At 52.4% G+C, this 23,440-nt stretch carries 19 protein-coding genes and 2 pseudogenes; 10 read left to right on the top strand and 11 right to left on the bottom strand.

Features of this window, described 5'->3' with window-relative positions; all coding sequences use genetic code 11:
• Nucleotides 1-70: 70 nt before the first annotated feature.
• The 4 genes and pseudogenes from ABLV12_RS06515 (at nt 71) to ABLV12_RS06500 (ending at nt 2,536) form a co-directional block, all read left to right on the top strand.
• Nucleotides 71-328, top strand: a complete 258-nt coding sequence (locus ABLV12_RS06515; RefSeq protein WP_004110819.1) for a YjhX family toxin — start codon at nt 71-73, stop codon at nt 326-328.
• A gap of 10 nt (nt 329-338) precedes the next feature.
• Entirely contained in the window at nt 339-890 is a 552-nt protein-coding gene (locus tag ABLV12_RS06510; protein ID WP_348866924.1) for an N-acetyltransferase, read from the top strand.
• A gap of 11 nt (nt 891-901) precedes the next feature.
• Nucleotides 902-1,429 (top strand): annotated as a pseudogene (locus tag ABLV12_RS06505) (class I SAM-dependent methyltransferase); the annotation flags it as partial.
• Nucleotides 1,430-1,771: 342 nt separating this feature from the next.
• Nucleotides 1,772-2,536, top strand: coding sequence for a class I SAM-dependent methyltransferase (locus tag ABLV12_RS06500; protein ID WP_224227635.1), 765 nt, complete (start codon nt 1,772-1,774; stop codon nt 2,534-2,536).
• A gap of 45 nt (nt 2,537-2,581) precedes the next feature.
• On the opposite strand, the gene ABLV12_RS06495 is transcribed toward ABLV12_RS06500, so the two are convergent.
• The 3 genes from ABLV12_RS06495 to ABLV12_RS06485 are packed head-to-tail and all read right to left on the bottom strand — an operon-like array spanning nt 2,582 to nt 6,265.
• A complete protein-coding gene (locus ABLV12_RS06495) occupies nt 2,582-3,745 on the bottom strand; it encodes an MFS transporter (protein ID WP_024273763.1) in 1,164 nt (387 codons plus the stop codon).
• Nucleotides 3,746-3,762: 17 nt separating this feature from the next.
• Nucleotides 3,763-5,040, bottom strand: a complete 1,278-nt coding sequence (locus ABLV12_RS06490) for a hypothetical protein (protein ID WP_064398600.1) — start codon at nt 5,038-5,040, stop codon at nt 3,763-3,765.
• A gap of 37 nt (nt 5,041-5,077) precedes the next feature.
• Nucleotides 5,078-6,265, bottom strand: a complete 1,188-nt coding sequence (locus ABLV12_RS06485) for an ROK family transcriptional regulator (RefSeq protein WP_024273765.1) — start codon at nt 6,263-6,265, stop codon at nt 5,078-5,080.
• Between the two features lie 375 nt (nt 6,266-6,640).
• Here ABLV12_RS06485 and ABLV12_RS06480 point away from each other — a divergent pair, with 375 nt between their 5' ends.
• Nucleotides 6,641-7,687 (top strand): LacI family DNA-binding transcriptional regulator, encoded by a 1,047-nt coding sequence (locus tag ABLV12_RS06480; RefSeq protein ID WP_049128066.1) that lies wholly within the window; start codon nt 6,641-6,643, stop codon nt 7,685-7,687.
• A gap of 42 nt (nt 7,688-7,729) precedes the next feature.
• On the opposite strand, the gene ABLV12_RS06475 is transcribed toward ABLV12_RS06480, so the two are convergent.
• The 6 genes from ABLV12_RS06475 to ABLV12_RS06450 all read right to left on the bottom strand — a co-directional run bounded on the left by ABLV12_RS06475 (nt 7,730) and on the right by ABLV12_RS06450 (nt 15,628).
• Nucleotides 7,730-8,149 carry an RbsD/FucU family protein gene (locus tag ABLV12_RS06475; protein WP_024273767.1) on the bottom strand — a complete coding sequence of 140 codons (420 nt, stop codon included), beginning with the start codon at nt 8,147-8,149 and terminating at the stop codon, nt 7,730-7,732.
• A 47-nt stretch (nt 8,150-8,196) separates the two neighbouring features.
• Complete coding sequence (locus ABLV12_RS06470; RefSeq protein WP_064344807.1) at nt 8,197-8,961, bottom strand: SDR family NAD(P)-dependent oxidoreductase; 765 nt, start codon at nt 8,959-8,961, stop codon at nt 8,197-8,199.
• Between the two features lie 118 nt (nt 8,962-9,079).
• Nucleotides 9,080-10,954 (bottom strand): TRAP transporter large permease subunit, encoded by a 1,875-nt coding sequence (locus ABLV12_RS06465; protein ID WP_134882996.1) that lies wholly within the window; start codon nt 10,952-10,954, stop codon nt 9,080-9,082.
• Between the two features lie 71 nt (nt 10,955-11,025).
• Entirely contained in the window at nt 11,026-12,069 is a 1,044-nt protein-coding gene (locus ABLV12_RS06460; RefSeq protein WP_024273770.1) for a TRAP transporter substrate-binding protein, read from the bottom strand.
• Between the two features lie 697 nt (nt 12,070-12,766).
• On the bottom strand, nt 12,767-14,107 hold the full coding sequence (locus tag ABLV12_RS06455; protein ID WP_348866923.1) for a carbohydrate porin: 1,341 nt from the start codon (nt 14,105-14,107) through the stop codon (nt 12,767-12,769).
• Between the two features lie 123 nt (nt 14,108-14,230).
• Nucleotides 14,231-15,628 carry an MFS transporter gene (locus tag ABLV12_RS06450; RefSeq protein ID WP_064398607.1) on the bottom strand — a complete coding sequence of 466 codons (1,398 nt, stop codon included), beginning with the start codon at nt 15,626-15,628 and terminating at the stop codon, nt 14,231-14,233.
• Nucleotides 15,629-16,066: 438 nt separating this feature from the next.
• Between ABLV12_RS06450 and ABLV12_RS06445 the strand changes: the two genes are divergently transcribed.
• From ABLV12_RS06445 to ABLV12_RS06430, 4 genes are all read left to right on the top strand, one after another.
• The gene (locus ABLV12_RS06445; RefSeq protein ID WP_024273773.1) at nt 16,067-17,098 is read left to right on the top strand and encodes a LacI family DNA-binding transcriptional regulator; all 1,032 of its coding nucleotides are present in this window, start codon (nt 16,067-16,069) and stop codon (nt 17,096-17,098) included.
• 251 nt (nt 17,099-17,349) lie between these two features.
• The gene (locus ABLV12_RS06440; protein WP_032691959.1) at nt 17,350-18,279 is read left to right on the top strand and encodes a dihydrodipicolinate synthase family protein; all 930 of its coding nucleotides are present in this window, start codon (nt 17,350-17,352) and stop codon (nt 18,277-18,279) included.
• Nucleotides 18,280-18,421: 142 nt separating this feature from the next.
• Complete coding sequence (locus ABLV12_RS06435) at nt 18,422-19,270, top strand: fumarylacetoacetate hydrolase family protein (protein WP_064398609.1); 849 nt, start codon at nt 18,422-18,424, stop codon at nt 19,268-19,270.
• Between the two features lie 111 nt (nt 19,271-19,381).
• Nucleotides 19,382-20,671: an anaerobic C4-dicarboxylate transporter family protein gene (locus tag ABLV12_RS06430; RefSeq protein WP_325905359.1), complete on the top strand. Its 1,290-nt coding sequence runs from the start codon at nt 19,382-19,384 to the stop codon at nt 20,669-20,671.
• A gap of 449 nt (nt 20,672-21,120) precedes the next feature.
• Here ABLV12_RS06430 and ABLV12_RS06425 read toward each other — a convergent pair.
• Nucleotides 21,121-21,207, bottom strand: a pseudogene (locus ABLV12_RS06425) (colicin release lysis protein); the annotation flags it as partial.
• A 178-nt stretch (nt 21,208-21,385) separates the two neighbouring features.
• Between ABLV12_RS06425 and cui the strand changes: the two are divergent.
• Nucleotides 21,386-21,913: a colicin immunity protein Cui gene (gene cui / locus ABLV12_RS06420; RefSeq protein WP_024273777.1), complete on the top strand. Its 528-nt coding sequence runs from the start codon at nt 21,386-21,388 to the stop codon at nt 21,911-21,913.
• 20 nt (nt 21,914-21,933) lie between these two features.
• Here cui and ABLV12_RS06415 read toward each other — a convergent pair whose 3' ends face one another.
• Nucleotides 21,934-23,292: a colicin-like pore-forming protein gene (locus tag ABLV12_RS06415; RefSeq protein ID WP_160885634.1), complete on the bottom strand. Its 1,359-nt coding sequence runs from the start codon at nt 23,290-23,292 to the stop codon at nt 21,934-21,936.
• Nucleotides 23,293-23,440: the final 148 nt, after the last annotated feature.

Raw genomic sequence — 23,440 nt, 5'->3', positions numbered from 1 at the left:
TTAAACTTTACGCGAACACCCGTGGGTGTTGGCCCGTTTTTACGCATGATGATTAACAGGTTTCTTCAGTATGAATCTATCCCGTCAGGAACAACGTACCTTACACGTTCTCGCTAAAGGTGGCCGGATCGCGCATATTCGCGATGCATCAGGCCGCGTAACCTCTGTTGAATGTTACAGCCGCGAAGGGCTCCTGCTCAGCGACTGCACGCTCGCCGTTTTCAAAAAACTCAAAACCAAAAAACTCATTAAGTCCGTCAATGGGCAACCCTACCGTATCAATACCACCGGGCTGAACAACGTTCGCGCTCAGCTGGACAACCGCTAAGGAGCAACTGATGACAAACCATAACTTCACCTTTCACATCACCTCAGAGCGTGATGCTGATGATATTCGCGAAGTTGAAACCCGGGCCTTCGGCTTTAGCAAAGAGGCCGATCTGGTTGCCGCTTTGCTCAACGATGAAAGTGCTCACCCGAGCTTATCTCTGCTGGCCAAACATAATGGAAAAGCAGTTGGGCATATTTTGTTCACCCTGGCGACGTTCAAAGGGGTGTCTGACTCGCCGATGATGCACATTCTTGCTCCTCTGGCGGTGGTGCCGGAATACCAGGGCGTGGGCGTAGGCGGATTGCTTATCCAGCGCGGTATTGAGCATCTGAAAGCCGCAGGAAGCGAGGCGGTATTTGTTCTGGGACATGCCGCTTATTACCCGCGGCATGGCTTTGAACCCTGTGCCGGAGATAAAGGCTATCCGGCGCCTTATCCCATTCCCGAGGAGCATAAAGCCTGCTGGATGCTGCAGCGGCTTTCGTCCCGGCCGCTGGGGAGAACCGGTCAGATACAGTGCGCCCGGGCGTTAATGAAACCCGAGCACTGGCGCGAGTAATCAATAAGGAAATGATGATGACGATTAGTACGATTATCAGGGATTCCGCAAACGCAGTTTTGCCGGAGGAGGAGCGCAAAATCCCCTGGGATGAACCGGCGTTTAGCCAGCGTATGCTGGAGAATCATCTGTCGCAGGAGCACGACTGGGCCAGCCGCAGGCTGGCGGTTATTGAACAACAGGTGGCATGGCTTGCCGGGCAGCTGCCCGCCGGCGCGCGCATTCTGGATCTCGGCTGCGGGCCGGGTTTTTATACGCGCCAGCTGGCGGAGCGCGGCTTTTGCTGTACGGGCGTGGATTTTTCTCCGGCGTCGATCGCCTGGGCTCGTCAGCAGGCGCAGGCGGCCAGCCTTGATATTACCTATCACCAGCAGGACGTTCGCCACTACCAGCCGGAAGAGCAGTTCGATTTCATTATGATGACCTTCGGTGAACTGAATGTGTTCAGCGCGGCTGAAACCCGGGCGTTGGTTAATCGCTGCGCGCAGTGGCTGGTGGCGGGAGGAAAACTGCTTATCGAAGTTCATACTTATGCTGAAGTTAAACGGCAGGGGATGGCTGAACCCAGCTGGCAGCGCTGTCCGCAGGGGCTATTTCTGGATGTACCGCACCTGCTGCTGACGGAGCACGCCTGGGATCCCGCTGCGCAAACCAGCGCAACGCGATTTATGGCGATTGAAGAGAACGGCAACGTGACGCGCTTCGGCAGTCAGATGACCGCCTGGCAGGATGACGCCTGGCTCGACCTGCTGCATACGGCAGGTTTTACCTCAATTATCCGCCCGAATGGGGCGGCATGGCCGGTCAGCGATACTTTTACCGACAAGCTGTACGCGCTGCTGGCCGAAAAAAACGAATCTTATTCTCTTACTACCCACTCAATGAAAGGAATACCAACATTGGATATCCCACGTATTTTTACGATTAGTGAAAGCGCTCACCGCATCCATAACCCGTTTACGCCGGAAAAATACGCCACGCTTGGCCGCGTGCTGCGGATGAAGGCCGGAACGCGGATACTCGACCTTGGCAGCGGATCGGGGGAGATGCTCTGTACCTGGGCGCGCGACCACGGTATTAGCGGCACCGGCGTCGACATGAGCGCGCTGTTCAGCCAGCAGGCTAAGCAGCGGGCAGCAGAGCTCGGGGTTGCCGACCGCGTCACGTTTATCCATCAGGACGCCGCTGGTTATGTGGCCGATGAAAAATGCGACATCGCCGCCTGCGTAGGCGCAACCTGGATTGGCGGCGGCGTAGCCGGGACGATCGAACTGCTGAGTAAAAGTCTCAAGCCCGGAGGCATACTGTTGATTGGCGAACCGTACTGGCGCCGGGTTCCGGCAACGGAAGAGGTCGCGCAAGCCTGTGGCGCCTCTTCGCTCGCCGACTTTCTGACGCTTGCCGATCTGGTTTCCTCTTTCGATGCGTCTGGCTATGACCTCGTCGAAATGGTGCTGGCGGACCAGGAAGGCTGGGACCGCTACGAAGCGGCGAAATGGCTCACCATGCGCCGTTGGTTAGAGGACAACCCCGGCGATGAATTTGCGCCAGAAGTTCGGGCGGAGCTGACAATTGCGCCAAAGCGCCATGCGACTTACACGCGTGAATACTTTGGCTGGGGGGTATTTGCGCTGATCAAGCGGTAGTTGAAATCCCCGGCGTAGCAGGCAAGCTATGCCGGGGTATCGCGCTTAATGTTGCGGATGTTCTTTAATAAACAACGTCAGCACGAAGAAAATCGCCACGAAAGCAATAATCAAGTTGAAGCCCAGCGAGACGCCGTAAATCTGAGAAACCTGACCAATCAGCCAGCCTGCAAAGGCTCCGCCCATGCCTGAGGCGACATAGATCAGTCCCATCGTTGAGCCGCTTTTATCGGTGAGTTTTGTCGCCACGGCGGAGGCCGTAGGGAACAGTACCGACATCGCGAAACCAAATACCATAAACAGCCAGACAAACTGGCTGGCAAAGTAGCGGCTGGCAATAATGGCAATCAGCGAGAATAGTGAAAACAGGATCAGCGTTTTGCGATCGCCCAACTTCAGATTGATAAACCCGCCAATAAACCGGCCAACGGTGAACAGCATGGCAAAACTGGATATGACGTAGGCCGCCGTCACAATCTTCTCTTCTGCGGTAGCGCCGACGATATCCAGCGAGCTATAGAAGATAGGGAAAAAGTTCAGAAAAGCCGCTTCCGCAGCAACGTAGAACAGGATAAAACCAATCACCAGCATCAGGCGTTTCTGGCCAAGGATATGCATAAAATCAGAGAGCTGCATATCCATCCCCTGCGCTTTTTCCAACCGCAGACTGCTGAGTACCAGAATGATAATCGCAACAATAATGGCAATCCCGACATAGAACAGGCGCCATGAGACATGATGCGAGAAAAGCTGCTGTAAAATCAGCGGAGTGGCGATCATCCCCACGCCGAACATCGCGTTGGAAACGTTGAACATCATGCCGGCTTTTTCTTTGTAGAAGGTCGGGATGACGGTAATGATGGAGACCAGCATCGAGCCGATACCCAGGCCAACAATCAAATAGAAGCCGAAAAACAGCAGCACGCTGAACGCCAGGCTGGTGCCGACCAGACCAACGGCCATCATCAGCGAGCCAATCAGCATCATGATCTTCAGCCCCTTTTTATCGGTAAAGTAGCCGGTGAGCAGACTGGCGACCAGAAAGCCTATCTGGAAGAACATGATCAACGTGCCTATCTGCCCCATATTCAGATTGATATCGTGCTGGACCTGCTCAAGAATCAGACCCTTGGTGTTCTGTATGCCGCCAAGAAGGAACATGGTGACGAACAGCAGGAAAAATACTTTCCATTTTTGTTGGTTAGCCATTGTTTTATTTCCCTGTGTTAGCAAGTGGGCTTTTGGTAATGGTGGCCAGCGGCGTCGAAAAGCGACTGTTCCGCCCAGCCGTAGCAGTAATAGAGCAGGTCGTCGCAGTCGCTCTGTTCTGCCGCATCGATGGCTTCCAGTAGTGCCATCGGGGTCAGGTTCCACATCTGGATGCCGCTGTAAATGAAGGTGCCTGGCTGTGATTTTTCACGCACCAGATTGTTTTGCTGTTTTACAAATTCAATCGGGAAGCCTTCGGCTTTGAACTGTTGATAGCTAATGTTGTAAGGCAGTTTGAACAGGCGCATAAAGGCGCTGAAGGCGCTTTCACGCTGGGCATCATCTTTGGCGAAATGTTCAATGAGTCCCTGCACGTCCGCACCGCCGCCCAGCTTATGGTAGGGGAAGTGCTTGAGTGCTTTAGAATAACGGGTAAGAGACTGATAATCCTGACCTAAAATCCACGAGTAAGCCGGGGGCCAGAGATCGAGCCACAGTTCGCTGCCGCCAGCATCCCGGTCACTAATGCCGGCCAGCAGATTCTGTACAAAGCGGGAGACGCTATGCTGGCGGAATGCCATCCAGCGCTGCAGAAGTTCATCATTTAATAACGCATCGACGGTCGCATCATACTGGCCGCTGTGCATTTGCGCCGTGAGGGTGGCCAGACGTTGGCGGACCGCATCAGCATTGATGCCTGTCCGATGCATTTCGCGCTGACAGTGCGGGCAGAAGCAGGTGAATAATCCTCTGGGGCTCACGCTCTTTCCTGCCCAGTCGGGGTAGCGGATGCGGTCGATCAGAAACGTCGAATAACCGTACCGGGCCTTAATCGCGCTGAAGGTGTTGATCCACAGTTCAATGACGTCAGGGCCATTAGGGCATAGCCAGTGTTCAACCGGATTGCCGCGAAAATCGATCACCTGATTGTTTTCGATCTGCCCGGCAAAATCGCCGTTGAGAATATTCACCCAGGGGATCACTTTATAAGGGCCGCGATCGGTGGCCTGCTGCAGATCCCGCAGAGGATCGGCGCCCGCAACAATCGTAGGATCAACGCGCTGGTGCAGACGTAGTGGCGGCATATCGAGTTTGACATGCAGCGTGGCGGTACCTTGCACAAACTCATGTTTTGGATTGTGCGGCAGGCGGCCGGTAGGGTAGGGGTTACGTTCAAAAATGGTGTTAACCTCAACAAAGAGGCTATCGACGCCGTTCATTTTGTTAATACGTTCCAGTACTGAATCGACGCCTTCATCAAGAATATCGTGTGGGTGTAGATGGATCCCGGCCATGAGATGCTCCTTTTTTATTCCGGCTGCTGGTTTGTCTTTAAATAAGCTGCGTGTCGGGCATAAATTGAATCGAGGGATACACCGCATGGAGCGCCAGCATCGCCATTCCATACAGCGGTGCTTTTTCTTTTAAATCGGAAAGCTCAACGGATACCCGGGTATTGGCAAACAGATGCCTGTCGAGATTGGCTTGTACTCTTGGGAGAAAAAGCTCTGCGGATTGGGAAACGCCGCCGGTAAGAATGACTTTCTCAAGGTTGGCTATTGTCACCATATTGAGAATGCCGATGGTTAAGTAGTCCGCCATCTCCTCCAGCAACATGGCGGGTACCGTTTCCCCCTGGGCTGCGGCGATAAGTATTTCATGGGCGTTCATGCTTTGGCCGCTGAGCGCGGACATTCTCTCTTTGAGTCCGGAGCCGGAGCAGTAGTTTTCGAAGCAGCCCTTATTTTTCCAGTTCTGAGTCAGATGGTTGCGTTCGAAGAGCATATAGCCGATCTCACCGGCAGCATTATTGATACCCCGGATAATTTTGCCATCCATCAGCAGCGCCGAGCCCAGGCCGGTGCCGATACCAATAAGTGCGGCGCTATGAACGTGGCGACATTTCCCCTGCCACATTTCGCCAATCAGCGCTGCCCGAATATCATTTTCCAGTACCACCCTGATGTTCAGACGCGCGTTGAGCTCATCGGCAAGCGGAATGTTGTCCCAGTCAGGGAGATTGGGGGAGCCTTCAAGCACCGTTCCGCTACGGTAATCAACGATGCCTGGCGTGGCGATGCCGATGACTTTCAGCTTGTCGCGAGAAATAGGCTGCCGTTCGATAAACGCCTCGATACTGGCGCTGAATCGGTCGAGAAACTCCCGGCGAGTCGTGACCTCATAGGTTGATTCCTGATGCTGGGCCAGAAGCTGCGCATTGAGATTGAAGAGGGAGAAGGTGATTTTCGTTCCGCCTAAGTCAATGCCGATCCCAAGGCCATGGTTGGGATCGAAGTTAACCAGAATCCCTTTGCGCCCGAGACCGCCTTCTTCGCTGACGCCGCTTTCGTAGATAATTTTCTCTTCCAGCAGGTCGCTCACGATTTCAGAAATTGTGGCTTTAGTAATGCCGGTTGCCTTGGCGATCTGAGCGCGAGAAAGAGGAGAGTTCTCACGGATGACGTTGAGGACTACAGAGGCGTTCATTTGTCTTAATGTGTTGGGAACATTCAGCTTCAAGATGTTATTCCTTTAGTTTGTAAACCAAACTAATTAATCAAAAAAAAGCTTTTTTAGCTTGTTTAAAACACATTAACGCTTTTTGTTTCGGCTTATAAAGCGTTATTTTTGATCATATAGTTTGTTTTGTATATTTTATGGGGGCGATCACAAAATGTACTGTACGGCCATTATCGGGAGGGGCCACGGATGGAACCACGCCCTCGGTCATAGGCAGAGACTGATAACGAACACGCTCTGGAAACACCCACGCTATAGCATTGACAGCGTCGCCTGTAACGTTACACTAAACCGTTGTAGTGCATAATTTATAATAAGATGGCAGCGTTGACCGTTATGCCTGATGCCATTCATTCATTGCCGCAAAGGAGAGGTATGGCGAACATTCGTGATGTCGCAAAACACGCTGGCGTTTCCGTGAGCACCGTATCCAACGTGCTAAACGGTCGTACCGATCAAATGCGGGCTGAAACGCTGACGCGCATCCAGCAGAGCATGCAGACGCTGAACTACTTCCCGAATCGCGTGGCGCAGCAGTTGAAGACCGGCCAGGCCAAAATGATTGGCTTGCTGGTTCCCTCCATTGTGAATCCCAGTTTTGCCGCGCTGGCGCGTGAAGTCGATTTGGCGGCGAAAGAACGACAGTACCGGGTACTGATTGGCAACACCTATCGGCAAATCGAAGAAGAAGCAGCCTTTCTTGATGATATGTTCTCCCATGGCGTGCGGGGGATTATCGTCGCCGCTTGCGATATCGAAAAGCCGCATTTTGCCCGCGCGGTAGAGCAGGGCATGGTGATGGTGAACTATGATGGCCGTATGCCTGTGCGGGCACAGGCGGATAATTTTTCCCTCGACAGCGTCTCAATGGACAACATTGCTGCGGGGCGAATGGCCGCAGAACATCTTATCGCGCAGGGGTGTCGTCGTCTGGCGTTTGCCACCGTGGCTGGAATGACGCCGAGCCGCGCTCACAAAATAGAAGGGTTTCTTTGCGCGGTGAAAGAGCAGGGGATATATCGCGATGGGATGATCGTGGAAGGACAGGCGATGGCGGCCTATGGCGACACCGAAATGACCGAACTGGGGCGCTCGCTGGCGTTAAAAATCAGCCAGCAGCCTACGCTCCCGGATGGTATCGTAGCGATTAACGATGCGCTCGGCATCGGGCTGATGACCGGCCTGCACCAGGCCGGAATCACGATACCGCAGCAAATTTCCCTTGTGGGCATCGATAATATCTCCCTTTCCGGGTTGATTTTCCCGGGTCTCACTTCCATCATGCCGCCGCTGAAAACGATGGCAGAGGTGATGGTAGACCGGTTGATTATGCGCATAGATAACCCGTCTATCCCGCCTGCGGAGTTTTTATTCCCGCCATCGCTGGTTTCCCGGCAATCTGTGCGTAGCCCGGAGGCCTGAGCCCGGAGCGGCAGAGAAGAACAGGCTGTTCTTCTCTGCATTTCATACCAGCGTTGGGGCCACGGTCAGAAGAATGTTGGCGAAACGGCGCGTTTCACCAGAAGCGATGACCAGCATGGTGTCCGGCGATTTCGCCTGTAAATAAAATGCATTACGCTCAACATGTTCAAATTCGATGGTTTCTGCCAGCAGGCTACGATACTCACGCTCAATAGTGTTATCGAATTCCGCCGGGCTACTCATCAACGTTGCTTTTTCAACATTTATATACCGGAGAATTTTCTCGAGTATAATTACGCTACCGATCAGCCCCGGTGAAAAATTAAGCCAGATAATACGTGCCTGCGTTGAAGTATTGGTTAAAAAAGAGTAATTAGCGTCGGTGATTAAAATTTTCGCCTTATGCCCGCATTGCGCCAGCGCCTGTAATAAATCAGGATGAATAATCTCTGCGTTGATCATATAGCCTACCTTTTAAAAGCTGGCGGGCATAAATACCCGCCACGTTTTTATGCCCGATAAACTCCACCATTAATATCGATGGTCGCTCCGGAAACAAAACCGTCATATTCGGATGCGAGGAAGCAAATAACCCTTGCTACATCTTCCGCGGTGCCCGCTCTGCCTAAAGGAATCTCCTGAATTGTCCGATCGGCAGAGGCCTGGGTTGTATGCTGGTTATGAAAACGTGTCCCCAGAATCAGCCCCGGGGCAACGGCATTAACGCGGATGCCGTGTTCGCCCAATTCCGCAGCCAACGAGCGCGTCCAGGTCAGTACGGCTCCCTTGGTGGTGGAATAGACCAGAGATCCAGCATGCCCGCCAGAACGTCCGGCTAAAGAAGCCAGGTTAACGATACTTGCGCCTTCGGAGGCCGCTTTCAGCCAGGGGAGCGCCTGTTGGGTGACGTTCATCATCGTGGTCATATTGACGTCGATGACCGTGCGCCAGAAATGCGCGTCAATCTCTCCCAGCCATTTGCGGGCAATAATGCCGCCGACGTTATTGACCAGAATATCAATGCCGCCCAAAAATTCTGCCGCCTCCGCCACGCATCGTGCGGCATCGTCCTCATTGGTTAAATCAGCGAAACCGCAGGCCGCGCGAGCTCCCCGCTGTTCGGCAAATGCAATTAATTCCCTGGGGCCTTCCTCGCCGCTGAAATAATGTATATAAATATCACATCCGGCCTCGATCAGTTTTTTCGCGCTTTCTTTACCAATACCTTGTTCTGCGCCGGTAATAAACGCTTTTTTACCCGTTAATAATCCCATCTTATACTCCTGTTATTCAGTGTGAGACGGCGCCAGCTTATTATCTGGCACAGTGTTAGCGTTTTCTTCGCGTGGTTATCCCTGCCAGCTGAACGAGGCAAATAGCAGGGTTTAATAACTAATAGCCGGCGAGTCCTGGCAACCAGGTGGTTAAAGGGGGAGCCATGGCGACAATAATGATGCCGACAAAAACCACCGCCAGATATTTCGCCATGGGTTTAATCACGTGCTTCATCTCTACGCCGCAAATAGCGCAGGTGGTATATAATCCCAGACCGATCGGGGGGGAAAACAGGCCAAAACCCATCGCCATGATCATCACGATGCCAAAGTGCAAGGGATTAAAGCCAAGCTGAATGGCAATAGGCACCAGGATAGGAGCGAAAATAATCAGCGCAGGCGCGCCTTCGAGAACCGCGCCAAAGATTATCAAAATCACGATGGTTAATATCAGGAACAGCCAGGCACCTTGCTCCATACCAATTCCGACCAGCAGTTCAGCGATCTGCTGGGGGATCATTTGTATCGTCAGGGCATAGGACAAGCTGGTCGCGCAGGCCACGATGAACAGTAAAACACCCGACATCGCCGCAATATCCACGAACATTTTTATCGTCGCTTTCAGCGTCAGCTCACGAAACGCCAGTCGGCCCACCACAATGGCGTAGATGACGGCAAAAGCTGAAATTTCCGTTGATGTGGCAATCCCCATCATCACTCCACGGCCAATCATGAAGATCATAACCAGACCGACGGCGGCGCCAAGATAAAGCTGGGTTCGCGGGCGCAATTCCGGGTACGCTTCGCTGACGTTGATTTTCCCGCCGAAGCGGTTGGCGGCCACCATTAACAGCACCAACAGGCAGGCTGCCGGCACCAGACCGGCGATAAACAGCGCGCCGATAGAGATATTGGCGACGAACCCCATCACAATCAGGTTCACGCAGGGTGGAATGGTTTCTGCCATTACCGCAGATGCGGCAAAGACCCCAGCGGCCTCTTCGCCGTCTTGTTTCGCCCGGCGCACCGCAGGCATTAACACGCCGCCTACTGCCGCCACATCCGCCAGCTTTGAACCCGAGATGCCGGAAAAGAAGGCCATCGACAGTACGGTTGTCATATTCAGGCCGCCGCGAAATCGTCCCATGCCACGCACAATAAGCTCCACCAGACGCGTTGACATGCCGTTGATTTCCATCGCCGCACCGGCAAGTAAGAAGAAGGGAATTGCCAGCAGGACAAAGTGATCAACCCCAGCCGCGACCTGTTGAGAAAAGAAAACAAACGGCAGGGAAGGGTCGCAGATAAAAAATACCATTGCCGACATGCCGAGCGTGAAGGCAATGGGCACGCCGGCGAGGATGCCCATGACAAAGCAAATCAACATGAGTCCGGCAGCCGCGCTGGCCGGATCGGCCATCAGCGAGAGTTTCAGATAACCCAGTGCCGCTAGCGCCAGGATCCCCGCACCGCTGAGCAGAACGATCTTTGCTCGTTCGCGTAGGGCATGTTCCAGCGCAGCCACCATCATCACCACGGAGCCGATCAGGACCGGGATCACATAGATGGTTTGCGGTAAGCCCGTTTCGGTGGTTTGTAGCCGCGCAGCCTGGACGAGATCGTAGCTGGAGATGACCAGGCCGACGGAGACCAGGAACAGGATCCAGCGACTGGCATGCACGACATACGGTCTAATGGCATCAGGTAGAAAGCGCAGGAAAAGATCGACGCCAATATGTCCTCCTCTGCCCGTTGAGGTAGCGACACCAAAAAAGACCAGCGCTATCATCAGCGCGCGCGCCACCTCTTCTGCCCAATGAATGGGCGAATGCAGCGCGTAACGCCAGATAACGGAAGCAAATACCACCAGGACGTTGATAAATAACACCAGCGCTCCGGCCCAGGAGGTGAAGCAGGTTAAGCATTTGCTTAGCTGCCCCAACAGCGTCAACAAAGTATTTTCATCCTTTGTTTTCATAGAGATATCAGCCATGATGAACTCCTCACAGGGTTTATAGCTTTATCGTCAGCCTGGTTGAACCGCGTGGGCCGACGCTCTCCGGCTTAGGGTTTAGCGCTCGACGCCGTAGCGCTGAACTCATCCATCATCGGTTTTAAATCAGGATATTTATCAAGGAAGGTTTTCCACACGGGCTGTACGGCCTGCGCAAAGTAAGCGCGATCGGTTTCCCGAAAGGTCACTCCTTTAGCCTCGAGGTTTTTAATTGCCTCAAGCTCTTTTTGACTGGCCTGCTGACGTTCGTACTCGGTGGCTTCTTTTGCCGCGGCCAGTACGTCTGCGCGTAAGGGTTGCGGAATTTGCTCGAAGCTTTTCTTGTTCATGGCAATCATCAGCGGGTTATAGCTGTGGCGAGTCAGCGTACCGTTTTTGATAATTTCATAGTATTTGCTGGCGTAGATGGTTGGGGCATCGTGTTCCACTCCGTCGATAACGCCCATTTGCAGGCTGGAATAGACTTCCCCGCCCGGCATAGGAATGGCAACGGCACCCATGTGATTTAGCGTGGCGATAAAGTTGGGAACCGGCAGCACGCGGATTTTCAGATTTTTTAAATCCGCCGGTTTTTCAATCGTCTTTTTGGTATACACGTTACGTGCGCCGAGGTTATAGCCATAGCCCAGTACCATAACGTTTGCTTTATCCATCATCAGGCTGGAAAGCTTTTCGCCGACTTTGCCATCCAGCGCTTTTCCCACCTGATCGTAATCTTTGAACAGATACCCCAAATCCAGTACGCCAATTTCGGGTACCAGCGTCGCCCAGATTGAAGTGCCTGAAATCATCATGTTAATGGCGCCGATACGCACCTGCTGAGTAGCATCAGCCTCTTTTCCGAGCATCGCGTTTGCGAAGTAATTGAGCTTGATCTGGCCTTTTAACTTCTCGTTTTTATTGATATTTTCCTGGAAACGATTGAACCAAATATAGTGGGCGGAGGAATCATCAGCCGGCAAAGAAGAGTACACACGAAAATTGATGGCGGCCTGTGCTGAAGCGGTCAGTACACTACCTGCTATGAGCGCGGTACCGAGGCAAGCGAGTGCCAGAAAGCGCCTGGCGGAACGAAACGGTTTTGTTTTCATCATGATAATCCTTTCTCACAGTGTAGGGGTCGCGATAAGGTTCTCTGGCATGGCTGAGTCAGCCAGTAGGGTTAACGAAAAATGGTTGTTTTCTTTTTCTGTAACGTTTTAGTGTAACGTTACAGACGCTATCTGACTCATTCTGCAAATGCAAGATGCTTGCTTTATCATTGGGAGTGATATGTGAATTTTGTGGCGGGTATCGCTAATTTTTTGGGGCGTGTTACAAAACGGAAACGAGGCTTTCGCTGTTTAGTCACTGTTTAGTTGAGCTGGCCTGCTATAGATATGCACGGGTCGACGGCAGCACCTGACAAGCAGTCGATGCGCAGCGCCGCGCGAGAAGCCTTTGCCTGATCTATCTTGCCATGCTTTGTAAGATATCCACTTGATTATGTGGGAAAATTATTCTGACTCGTAAAACAACCTAATTTCTCGCTGCTATCCTATGAGATTTAAAAAGTCAGGAAGACGTTTAACTTCGTCCTTCGATATTCAGTAGAAATCTGATCGTCTGGCTCAATTTGCATCCAGAGAAAAAGGAGTGCGATGATTTCTCATCTCACTCCGTATTTATTTGGTCATCCCGTCGGACCGGGACCCAATACCCGGCGCTTAAACTTGATAAAGTAAGCCCATATTTTGGATGTTCACCATCGTCGCTCATTCTTATTAGACCTGACGGTAGCGGTCCGTTTTATCAGAATTTGATGGTTACCTGATTGCCGACAACCCACGCGTTTTTAATCTCTTCGCTTCCTCCCGGATGAACGAGCAGCTGCAGGTTAGGGCGGACGCTCAGCCATGGCGTCGCGCGAAAGCTATAATGCAGCTCTGCGGCATACTCGGCTCTGCGAACCGGGACATACAGGGGGTTATCATAATCATCGATCCCCCGCATCTGGTTCAGGAGCTGCGCCCGACGGGCGACTCTGTCGTTGGCGTGCATTTTACTGACGCCGAAGCTGATAAAGTCCTGCGGACGGCTGGCGAAAGGGCCTTTATAAATAGCCCCCGCCTGGATCTGATAATCCATGGTCGCCGTCTTTTTATCATTTATTGCCAGATGGCCGAAAAGGCTCAGGCCATTTTGGCGCTGGCTGCTCGAGTGGGTTATCTGCTGGCCAATATAGAGATAACCTCCGTAACGCCCTCCGTGTCGCCGGGCGGCCTGGTGCGTGAGGACATAGGGATCGCCATTGTCATCATCCAGCACATCATTGGCGTCCGCCGTGTTATACCATCCGCCGAGTTTCCAGATTCCGGAGAGTTTTGCCGCGCCGAGAGTAGGTCGATATCCCAGTTCAAAAAGGTACATGTACCCCAGATGCCCGGTACCATCCAGCTGGAAGCTTCCGTGGCGGGTGGCGTAGGCAGGATTGTACTGAAACGCGCCGGCCTGGACGTAAAGCACCGGGGCAGGGCTGTATTTAATACGGCCGCCCCACTGGCCTATGGGGGGGTTATACCAGACGCCGCTGCCATGGCCGGCCAAAGAGCCGCACAGCGACAGGTTTTGAAAAAAGCAGCCGTTGTTATCAAAATCCTCTCCTGGCGGCATCAGGCCCACCTTGAGATTCAGCTTTTTATCCCACCCCGTTTTTTTGAACCAAAACTGCGTCGCGTGCCATGTTTGTCCCCGACCGTAATTGCTCTGCACACCGGAGCCAATTACCGGCGCACGCGGATCCTGCAGGCGATCCTGAGTCAGGTCTCGCCCGTTACGATTATTCACCGAGGCTTTAAATTCACCGTCCTGAATACCAAAAACCTTTTCCAGGTCCATATCTATGCCGAGAATATACTGGTCGCTATAGCGCAGAGTTTTATCGCGATCGTAACCGCCGGACATATTTGTGGCCGTCATTGCGCTATATTCCAGCGTAAAATCATAACCATGACGGCGCAGATCCGTACGCACGCCTCCCCACTCTCCGGTCATATTTTTTGCCGTGGGAGAAAAAAGCGTCTCGTTGGCCAGCGCCAGAAAAGGATGTAGTAAAGCCAGCAGCATCGTGCCGCTGTGGATGAGTTTATTCATGTTTTTCACCGCCCGTTGATGAGCCAGGTCTATGAATGATCCCGGGTCAGGCGCAGCTGAATCAGCCGACTACGCCGACCTTCTGTCAGAAGCGGCTCCGTGCTTCCCGGAGCCACCGATCGTCTATGGCGACAGCTCTTCTAACGATTTCCCTTTGGTTTCAATGGCAAAAAGCCAGGTAATTAAGCCACCAACCAGCGCAATGACCGCGAAAGTGATAAACACAAAGCGGATCCCGAAGCCGCTGACGATAAAACCGACCATCAGGGGGCCTATGGAAGACCCCGCCCGGAGCCATGCGCTGGAATAGGCGGTGCCGATAGCGCGCAGTCGGGTGGGATAAAGCTCAGCCGCGTACAGATAAAGCGAAAAGGCGATGGTTTGCAGAATGGCGTAGGTGAGGCTGCCCAGAATCAGAATTTCAACGGCGGATTTTGCTCCCAGAACAGAAAGCGCAATCAGCGGAACGACGGCCAGGAGAAAGGCCCATGTGTACCAGCGCTTGCGGCCGACACGGTCGATCATCAAGGCGCAGATCACCGAAGCCACGACGCCGCAGGAGGAGGTGATCCAGCCGTAGGCCAGGCTGGTGTCGAGGGAGAGGTTAAACCAGGTTTTGTACAGGGTAGGGAACCAGGTGATCATCCCATTGTTGACGCTATATACGGTCAGCCACAGCCCCCACAGCATAAAGGTTCGGGATTTGTAGATACCGCCGAAGAGGGCTTTTACTCCTTCCGGAGCCGCTTTGTGCACCGTCGGGGCTTTTATTTCCGGTTCGGGCAATGACATCCCGCGCCTGATGACCTCAGATTCCAGCGTTGATACGACGTGCTCCGCTTCTTTCAGTCGGCCTTTTGCGGTCAACCAGCGCGGTGATTCCGGCATCAGCCAGCGCAGGGGAACGGTCAGCGCAGAAGGCACCAGACCGATTAAAAACATGACTTTCCATCCATAGATGGGCACCAGAAAATACCCCACCAACCCGGCAAACATCATGCCGATGGGGAAAATTACCTCATACAACAAAAAGAAACGCCCGCGCTTTTTGGCGCCGACAAATTCATTGATATAGGCGCTGGCCACGGGAACCTCGGCGCCGATGCCCACGCCCTGTAAAAAGCGAATGATAAGAATTGACCAGCCGTTCCAGGCAAAAAGGCAGGCGGCATCCATCAGCACGAACATGATAATGGTGATACGTAAAACGCCGATACGGCCTATTTTTTCCGCCAGTGAGCCAAAAAAAAGTGCGCCGCACAGCTGTCCCACATAGCTGGCAGCAATAATAAGACCGACAAATGTCGGCGTAAGACCCCATTCCTGAGTAAGCTGGGGGAGCGCAAATGCGATTGCAATAATGGTATAAGCATCGAAAAACGTCGATAAGCCGACGATAACGCGGATCGCTTTCAGCCGTCGGGTGATGGGGAGGCGTTCCAGCCTTGCCAGCAGCGCATCTGGCGTGGACGCCGTTCCGCTGGCAACGGCGTAATCTGAAGCAATGGCCTGAGTTGACATAGTATTACCCTGTTAAACGTTGTCTGGGGCATACACGTAAGGTTCTGAATAACCACAGGGCAACGAACCCTTATTCATAGACGTGCTGCATATAATGCTGTCTGAATTGGTTTGTGATAACGTTACTGCAATCGATTTCACTTGCAGCTAATCCTTTGCTGGATTTGTCGCTAAGTCAATTGCGCCAGTTGTATAAATGTCGAACAGTTCACAATCTGAAAAAACTTACGCGTAAAAAGGCCAGGCGGCGAACGTCGAGTAAAGTGAACAAGCTGAGTGAATTAACCACCGGGGGAGCGGACCCTGGCAAAGTGAAGCACCATTCCTTTTGTCCGGGCGAGGTTTGACGTAAGATCCTTTAATCTCTCGGTTTGCATGATGGTATCCCTTGAACGGGCAACACGGATATTTACCCGCTTTGATGAGTTGGAGCAGCAGATGGATCAAGAAAGTGAACTGAACGATTTGCCGGAAAAAAAGCTGGCGACAATGCGGGATGTTGCTCGCGCTGCGGGTGTGAGCGTCTCGACCGTTTCGCGCGTACTCGATGAAAGGTTACCCACCTCGCGCAGCGCCTCGGCAGATAAAATTCGCCAGGTGGCGCGCGAGCTTGGCTACCGTCGGGACTATGTTGCTTCCAGCCTGCGGCGTGGCGATACCGGAACGCTTGGCGTCCTGGTTCCGAGACTGACCGATGCCGTCACGGCGATGCTTTTTGAAGAGATAGCCAGGGCGGCGGCCCGGCGAGGTTACTTTGCTATTGTCGCGACCTGCGGTGATAGCAAGGAGCAGGAGAAAAACGCCGTTGAATCGCTGCTGGATCGCCGCGTCGATGGGCTGATCATGTCCACCTGCCGGCTGGACGATCCTTTGCCGCAAACCCTGCGTGAACGGGATGTTCCTCACGTACTGGCGCTGCGCACCGATGGCTTTAGCCCCTCATCGGTCGGGGACGATGAGCTTGGCGGCTATCTGGCTACCCGACACCTGATTGATTTAGGCCACCGGGATATTGGCCTGATTGGCGGCCCTGATTTTGCCTCCAACGCGCGCAACCGGCGTAAGGGTTTTGAGCGGGCAATGCAGGAAGCCGGGCTCAGGATCGAAGCGGAATGGTGCTGTCACTCTGATTTTAATATCGCCTCGGGGGAGCAGCAGGGAATGAAGATCCTCAGCCAGCCTCATCGCCCGAGCGCGCTGTTTGCCGTAAATGATGAGCTGGCGATTGGCGTCCTCGCGGCCGCTCACCAGCAGGGGCTGGTGATTGGCGAAGATCTTTCCCTGGTGGGCTATAATGACATTCCCCTGGTGAGCAGACTCCCCGTGGCGCTGACCTCGGTCAGGACGCCGCTGGAGCATATCGCCAGCAATGCGGTTGATATGTTATTGAATCCAGAGATAAATAATAATATGCGGGTTACCACGCCCTCCCTTATTCCACGTAAGTCTACCTCGTCTCCACGTAAATAATCCGCCTGAGATCCTCCCCGGCATTCCTGGAGAAAGCGGGGAGGGTTGATTTTTGTAAAACGGATCTCATCCCGGATGCGGATCGCTGTTTAGTTTGTGATCTGCGTTGCATTTTTAACCAACATGGCGTTGACGGTTTTATTTTTCAGGTTCAATGTCAATGGCGTGAAAACGATTGCGGAAACGATTTCACTCACGTTTCAAATAATCGCTTAACCGTAAACAAATGCTTATTCATCAAGGGGATATTTATGATTAACATCGATCTGAGAGGTTTGACTCCGGCTCCGGTTACACCATTCACTCGCGATGGACGCGTAGACTATGATGCCATTCAGCGCCTCGGTAGCTGGCTGGGCAGCATCGACGGTGTGAAAGGTCTGGTGGTGCTTGGACACGCGGGAGAAGGGACTTTTCTGACCCAGGAAGAGCAGGCGAATGTGATCCGCGCATTTGTGAAGTCCGTGGATGATAAGCTTCCCATTATTGCCGGTATCACCGGGGAAGGGACGGAAGTGGCCGCGCTGGAGGCGAAGCGCGCCGTTGCCGCCGGCGCATCCGCAGGTTTGCTCTATCCTTCACACGGCTGGCTGCGCTTTGGCTATCAGGACGGCGCGCCTCAGGATCGCTACCGCGTGGTGTATGAGGAAAGTGGCCTGCCGCTGATTCTTTTCCAGTATCCGGATGTCACTAAAGCCACCTACAACCTGAAAACGCTGCTGGATATCTCCGCGCAGCCGGGCGTATTTGCCATGAAGAATGGCGTGCGTAATATGCGCCGCTGGGATACTGAAATTCCGGTTATTCGCCGCGAGCGTCCGGATCTGCAAATCTTAAGCTGCCACGATGAATATCTGCTGCATACCGCCTTTGATGTGGATGGCTTCCTCGTCGGCTACGGCAATATCGCGCCTGAACCGTTAATTGAGATGATCAAAGCGGGTAAAGCGGGCGATTACGTTAAAGCGCGTCAGCTGCACGATCGACTGCTGCCGGTGACCAAAAGCGTCTACCACCGCGGTTCTCACATGGAAGGGACCGTGGCCCTTAAACATGCTCTGGTTGCGCGCGGGATCCTTGAACATGCCACCGTTCGCTCTCCGCTGCTGCCGCTGGAAAATGGCGCTGAAAAAGAGATCCACGACGCCATGCGCGCCGCTGAGCTGGGCCGCGTCGGTTAATTTGTTCTGAGTCTGTTGTTAATCCGCAATACAGAAATATCGCTTACTGTATTGCGGATCATCGGTTACTTCGCCCCGCTATCTTTTGCTGCTCTTCATCATAATGCCGGGGCTTTCACCTCTGTATATTCCTGGGTGATTTATGAAACTATTAAGCTTTCGCGTTAATGATAAAAACAAATATGGCCTGGCGACCGCTGACGGCGTCATTGATCTACAGGCGCTGTTTCCTCAATATGGCAGCCTGCTGGAATTTATACCGCATCTTCATCTTGTTGATACTCTGCCGCCGTCTGCGAAACAAGCGAACTACTCTTTCGACGAGATCGCTTTTCTGCCGGTCATGACTGAACCGAAAAAAATCATCTGCGCTGGCGTGAATTATCGCGATAAAAACGCTGCCGGTAACGAGAAGCCCTCTAATCCTGTGCTGTTTATCCGCTTTGCGGATTCACAGACCGGCCATCTGACACCGCTCCTCAAGCCGGAGTGCAGCAATGAGTTTGACTATGAAGGCGAAATGGCGCTGGTGATCGGCCGTGGGGGGCGCAATATTCCTCAGCAGGAGGCGCTGCATTATGTGGCTGGCTACAGCTGCTATATGGATGGCTCGGTGCGCGACTGGCAGCATGCCTGCTTTACCGGCGGGAAAAACTGGCCTGCGACGGGCGGCTTCGGCCCCTGGCTGGTGACGGCGGATGATATCCCCGACCCGCAAAATCTGAATATTACCACCCGGCTCAATGGCCAGACGGTGCAGCAGGATAATACGGGCAGCATGTTGTATTCAATTGCCGAACTCATTGCGTATATCAGCACCTTCAGCGCGCTCTCTCCGGGAGATGTCATTCTGACCGGTACGCCCGGAGGTATCGGAAAAAAACGTACCCCGCCGCTCTTTATGCAGCCCGGGGACAGGGTGGAAGTCGAGATTGAGCAGATCGGATGCCTGATGAATACCGTGCGTAGCGATGCCGCTGTAGCGCGATAAATTGTCTTTCACCGGCAGGTGACATCCAAAGATATGGTGAGCGCGCGTTTGTCCGGCGCCAGGTCTTCTTGCGAAGAGTTAATGCCGGACAGGGAGCCGTGGAGGCAATATATGATATTGGTTCAGTTTCTGGTGGTGCTGCTGTTTCTGTACATCGGCATGCGGGTCGGGGGGATCGGCGTGGGGTTTGCCGGCGGTGCCGGCGTAATTGTGCTCAGTGCGCTCGGCGCCACGCCGGGTGATATGCCGATGCTGGTTATCGTATTTATCATGGTGGTGATCGTGGCGATTGCCGCCATGCAGGAGGCGGGCGGTATTGAATATCTTGTTGACCTCACCGAGCGTCTGCTGCGCCGCTATCCGCGATTGTTAGTCATCACCGCGCCGCTTTCCACCTGGCTATTGACCATGATGGCCAGCACCGGTCAGGTCTCCTTTGCCTGTATGCCGGTTATTGTCGGCGTGGCGAAAGAGAACAATATAAAACCTACCCGGGCGCTTGCTCTTTCCGTCAGCGCCTCTTTGCTGGGCATTGTGGCGTCGCCCATTTCTGCGGCGGTGATTTTCTTCTCGGGGATTCTGGAAAAGGGTCATTCCGGCTGGGGCTATATTGAGCTCATTGCGGTATCCATACCCTCTACCTTTCTGGCGCTGCTGGTCACCTCCGTTTTTTACCTGTGCTGGGACAGGATCCGCCAGCAGGATCGGCTCGATGACAATCCGGTTCCGATTAAAGCAAGGACTGAGCGGGCGATCCCGCCCTGTGCCGGACGTTCGGTGCTGATTTTTATCGTCGGACTGGTTGTGGTGCTGGTTTATGCGATTGTCACCAGTCCAAAATTAGGGCTGATTGACCATCCGGTCATGAGCAGCGGACAGGTGCGGGTAGGGGTGATGCTGGGCGTTGCGCTGCTGATTGTAGTGTGCTGCCGGGTTAACGTACACAAGGTCCCGTCCGGAGCGGTGTTTAAAACCGGCATGACCTCCTGCATCTGTATCCTCGGCGTCGCCTGGCTGGGTTCAACTTTTATGGATAGCAATCAACAGTGGTTGCAAAGCGCGGTCTCGTCACACTTGTTGGATTCGCCCATTATGTTGGCCATCATTATTATGGCGGCCTCATGCTTCTTGTATTCTCAGGCGGCCTCCACAAAAATTTTATTTCCCGCCGCGCTGAGCATGGGCGTAGCCCCGGCTATTTTGGTGGCCTGCTTCCCGGCCACGGCTTCTCTTTTTATTTTGCCAAACTATCCGACGCTGTTGGCGGCGGTAGAGCTGGATGATACCGGCTCCACCAGACTGGGCCGACATATTATCGATCACCCTTTTCTGCTGCCCGGCCTGGCATCGGTGCTGCTGTCAATGCTCTTCGCCGCGGGGCTGGCTTATGGCATTCAGTGAATCCCAACAGTCCTTCATGTTGGGATGAGAAACGGATATGGGCCATATCATCATTTAGCTCAATCCGACATGTTATACCTTGTGTAGGCCGGTGGAATATCGAAGATAGCTTTATCTGGCAGGGAACTTAAAAAGCCTGCGAGGCTAAACGGGGGATTTACAGTTTTCCGGTATCCGTCTAACCAGCCGTACTCGGACTACCTGACCCGCCCCTTTCTTGCGGAAGGGGGCTTTCACAATGGGGCTGAAAATTGGGGGTGCCTACAAATTTGCGCGGGTGACGGAACGGGTTCTGGAGGACTGGGTAAATTAACGGGAACGGCTATCAGGGGAAATTCCCACCCATCAGCCTGTTCTGAGGGGGGTTATTTCTTTTTCACATCGGGCAAATCAGCGTCCTCCGTTCCGGGGGGCACGGGGACACTTTCGCAGCCGCGTTTCTGACTCATGCTGGCGCCCGTCAGTGATGCGGACGACAAGGGGGGCGACGTTTTCGCCTGAATATCGTGAATATAATTTGCCTGGCAGGCCGGTAGCTGCGGAGTGAAGGCAGCAACAGAAACCCTGTGTGAATATTTTTCATCTTTATTTACTCCTATAATAGTAATAATATCCGGAATGAGAACAACAGCTTGCAACGTTTTTCTTCCCCGCTGAGGGAATGTTGTTCTGACTAAGAGTTAGCCATAACGTCCCCCGTGAAAAGGAGTTTATATGGGCAACACTACTGTAGATAACCGGTATGCTAACCGGGCGTTACTGTTTGTTACGCTGGCCTGCATCATACCGTTGCTGATTATCTTCTCTGTTTCTCTCAGCAACCCGGGCAGCCCGTTTCTTAATCAGATCGCTGATGCCACCCGCAGCACTCCTTCCGTAACCTCGGCATTCAATCCGGTGATGACTAAAGTGATGGATATCTACGTTAAGTCGGCGCCTGTTGCAGGTATATTGGCCTTTATGTTCTTGCTCAAAAAAAGAAAACCTCTGGAAATAAAAAAACGGGCCGAACTTATACGGGCATGCTTTTTAAGTCCTTTCGTTTATGTGTTTTTTATTTATTTCTTTCTTATGCACAACCTTGAGCTGACCACTGCCGGAAGAACGATTAGATGGATGTCTGAAAATAACTTTAGTTTATTGCTTTTATATATCATGCTTTATATAGCAACATTCTTCATAACCTATGCTGTTTGCTACACTCCTGTTCTCGCCTGTAAATTAATGAGAGAAAGGCAGTAAGCTGCCTTTCTCCTGTTCAGTTAGTAGGCCGGGCGAATAATCTCGTTGTTCAGCTTGTCAATGAACTTATCGTCAATCAACGCCCCTATGAGACCCGCGATAATAATGCCAATAATGCCGACCACAGCTGTAGACACACCAGCAGCAACGAGCATAGCCCCCAATGTGGCCGAAAAAACGGCCAGAGCTACTGATGAGGTTAGTCCGCTGACAGTCCAGGACTCTACTTCCCTCATCAGAGGCCCCCAGTTACCGGTCTCGTAACCCGTAATTGACTTCTCCCTGACATTATTTCCCTTCGTGACATAATCAGCCACTTTAAAGGCTCTACCAAGCGCAGTGAATTTGTTTCCCATATCTTCAACATTAAATGCTTTCCATGCATTAATAACTGCAGTTTTATCCGCAGCCTTGATCTTCATATTGGGGTTAGTCATCAGTTTATTCATTGAAGCCATCGCCTGATCATAGGTGCGGATCTGCTTCCCCTGAAAATTTTGGATATTACTGGCAACTTCGCGGGATAGCGCTTTATATTTTTCCCCCAGAAGAGCACCGGCCTTATCCCCGACGCTGATGATGACTCCGCTGGTTTTATCCAGAACCTCTTTATCACTCTCATTTTTAACTGATGCAAAATTTCTGACAATATCTTTAGCAAATTCTGCAGTAAATAAAGGATGCCCCTGCGCAAGGGTGGTGAGTTTCATGTTATCCAGGTCACCGTTTTTTACCTCAATTTTATACAGTGCTTTGATATCTTTAGCCTTAAAATACATGGTGTATGTATCAGTCTCTTTATTCCTTGAGACTGTAAGATGGTGTAGTAGCCGCATTGGTACTGTCGTTCCGACATAATAAAAGGATTTCTCGTCAGTCGCTCTCCAGTTCCGGTATTTTTTTGGGGTAGTATCTATATTTTCACCTCCGTTAAAACCATCCAGTGGAGTACCGACTCCGATAGAATTGAGCTTTTCCGGATTTTTCAGATTGTATTTATGTCCTGTTTCAAAATCTCCGACCGAACCAATATATCCGGGTACAGTTATTCCCATGACTAGCCCCGTGAGACCAGCCTGTCTGGCCTGAGTGGCAGTAAGACCTTCCATACTTATCGCCATAGTCCCTTCCGGGGAGATTGCGTGCACTGTAATCTTCACTGAAGGGTTGAGCTTGCGCGCGGCCTTAATTAGATTTGATAGCCTGGCTCTTACGTTTTTATCAGCACGTATGGCATTGATCTGTTTCTGCTCAGCTGATGTCGTATTACTATGGTTCCCACTGTTGCCTGAAGATCCTCCACCTGGTAATGGACCCGTTCCCCGCTCTTTACTCCAGGTTGTACCGTCACCGAAACCACCATAACTGAATCCCGCCATATGAATTTCCTCTTTGATTTTAATAGAAAAAATAATGATAAACTGTATAAGTAAACACTGTATATTTATACAGTGTTGTACCCTGGTTATTTTCACCTGTCAACAGTGTGGATTACGTTTTCAATGAGTTTTATAAAATGGTAGATAG

It is taken from the genome of Klebsiella sp. CN_Kp100 (genome assembly GCF_040065315.1).
Classification (GTDB): Bacteria; Pseudomonadota; Gammaproteobacteria; order Enterobacterales; family Enterobacteriaceae; genus Klebsiella; species Klebsiella oxytoca.
Note: the sequence above shows the minus strand (reverse complement) of the source record. Positions and strands in the feature narration are given on the sequence as shown.

Bases quoted from the DNA above. Each gene is read 5' to 3' on its own strand.
- ABLV12_RS06500 (WP_224227635.1), top strand. From the start codon at position 1,772: ATGAAAGGAATACCAACATTGGATATCCCACGTATTTTTACGATTAGT.
- ABLV12_RS06460 (WP_024273770.1), bottom strand. From the start codon at position 12,069: ATGATGAAAACAAAACCGTTTCGTTCCGCCAGGCGCTTTCTGGCACTC.
- ABLV12_RS06415 (WP_160885634.1), bottom strand. From the start codon at position 23,292: ATGGCGGGATTCAGTTATGGTGGTTTCGGTGACGGTACAACCTGGAGT.
- ABLV12_RS06450 (WP_064398607.1), bottom strand. From the start codon at position 15,628: ATGTCAACTCAGGCCATTGCTTCAGATTACGCCGTTGCCAGCGGAACG.
- ABLV12_RS06495 (WP_024273763.1), bottom strand. From the start codon at position 3,745: ATGGCTAACCAACAAAAATGGAAAGTATTTTTCCTGCTGTTCGTCACC.
- ABLV12_RS06440 (WP_032691959.1), top strand. From the start codon at position 17,350: ATGATTAACATCGATCTGAGAGGTTTGACTCCGGCTCCGGTTACACCA.
- ABLV12_RS06455 (WP_348866923.1), bottom strand. From the start codon at position 14,107: ATGAATAAACTCATCCACAGCGGCACGATGCTGCTGGCTTTACTACAT.
- ABLV12_RS06430 (WP_325905359.1), top strand. From the start codon at position 19,382: ATGATATTGGTTCAGTTTCTGGTGGTGCTGCTGTTTCTGTACATCGGC.
- ABLV12_RS06480 (WP_049128066.1), top strand. From the start codon at position 6,641: ATGGCGAACATTCGTGATGTCGCAAAACACGCTGGCGTTTCCGTGAGC.
- ABLV12_RS06475 (WP_024273767.1), bottom strand. From the start codon at position 8,149: ATGATCAACGCAGAGATTATTCATCCTGATTTATTACAGGCGCTGGCG.
- ABLV12_RS06515 (WP_004110819.1), top strand. From the start codon at position 71: ATGAATCTATCCCGTCAGGAACAACGTACCTTACACGTTCTCGCTAAA.
- ABLV12_RS06510 (WP_348866924.1), top strand. From the start codon at position 339: ATGACAAACCATAACTTCACCTTTCACATCACCTCAGAGCGTGATGCT.
- ABLV12_RS06465 (WP_134882996.1), bottom strand. From the start codon at position 10,954: ATGGCTGATATCTCTATGAAAACAAAGGATGAAAATACTTTGTTGACG.
- ABLV12_RS06445 (WP_024273773.1), top strand. From the start codon at position 16,067: ATGGATCAAGAAAGTGAACTGAACGATTTGCCGGAAAAAAAGCTGGCG.
- ABLV12_RS06435 (WP_064398609.1), top strand. From the start codon at position 18,422: ATGAAACTATTAAGCTTTCGCGTTAATGATAAAAACAAATATGGCCTG.
- ABLV12_RS06490 (WP_064398600.1), bottom strand. From the start codon at position 5,040: ATGGCCGGGATCCATCTACACCCACACGATATTCTTGATGAAGGCGTC.
- ABLV12_RS06470 (WP_064344807.1), bottom strand. From the start codon at position 8,961: ATGGGATTATTAACGGGTAAAAAAGCGTTTATTACCGGCGCAGAACAA.
- cui (WP_024273777.1), top strand. From the start codon at position 21,386: ATGGGCAACACTACTGTAGATAACCGGTATGCTAACCGGGCGTTACTG.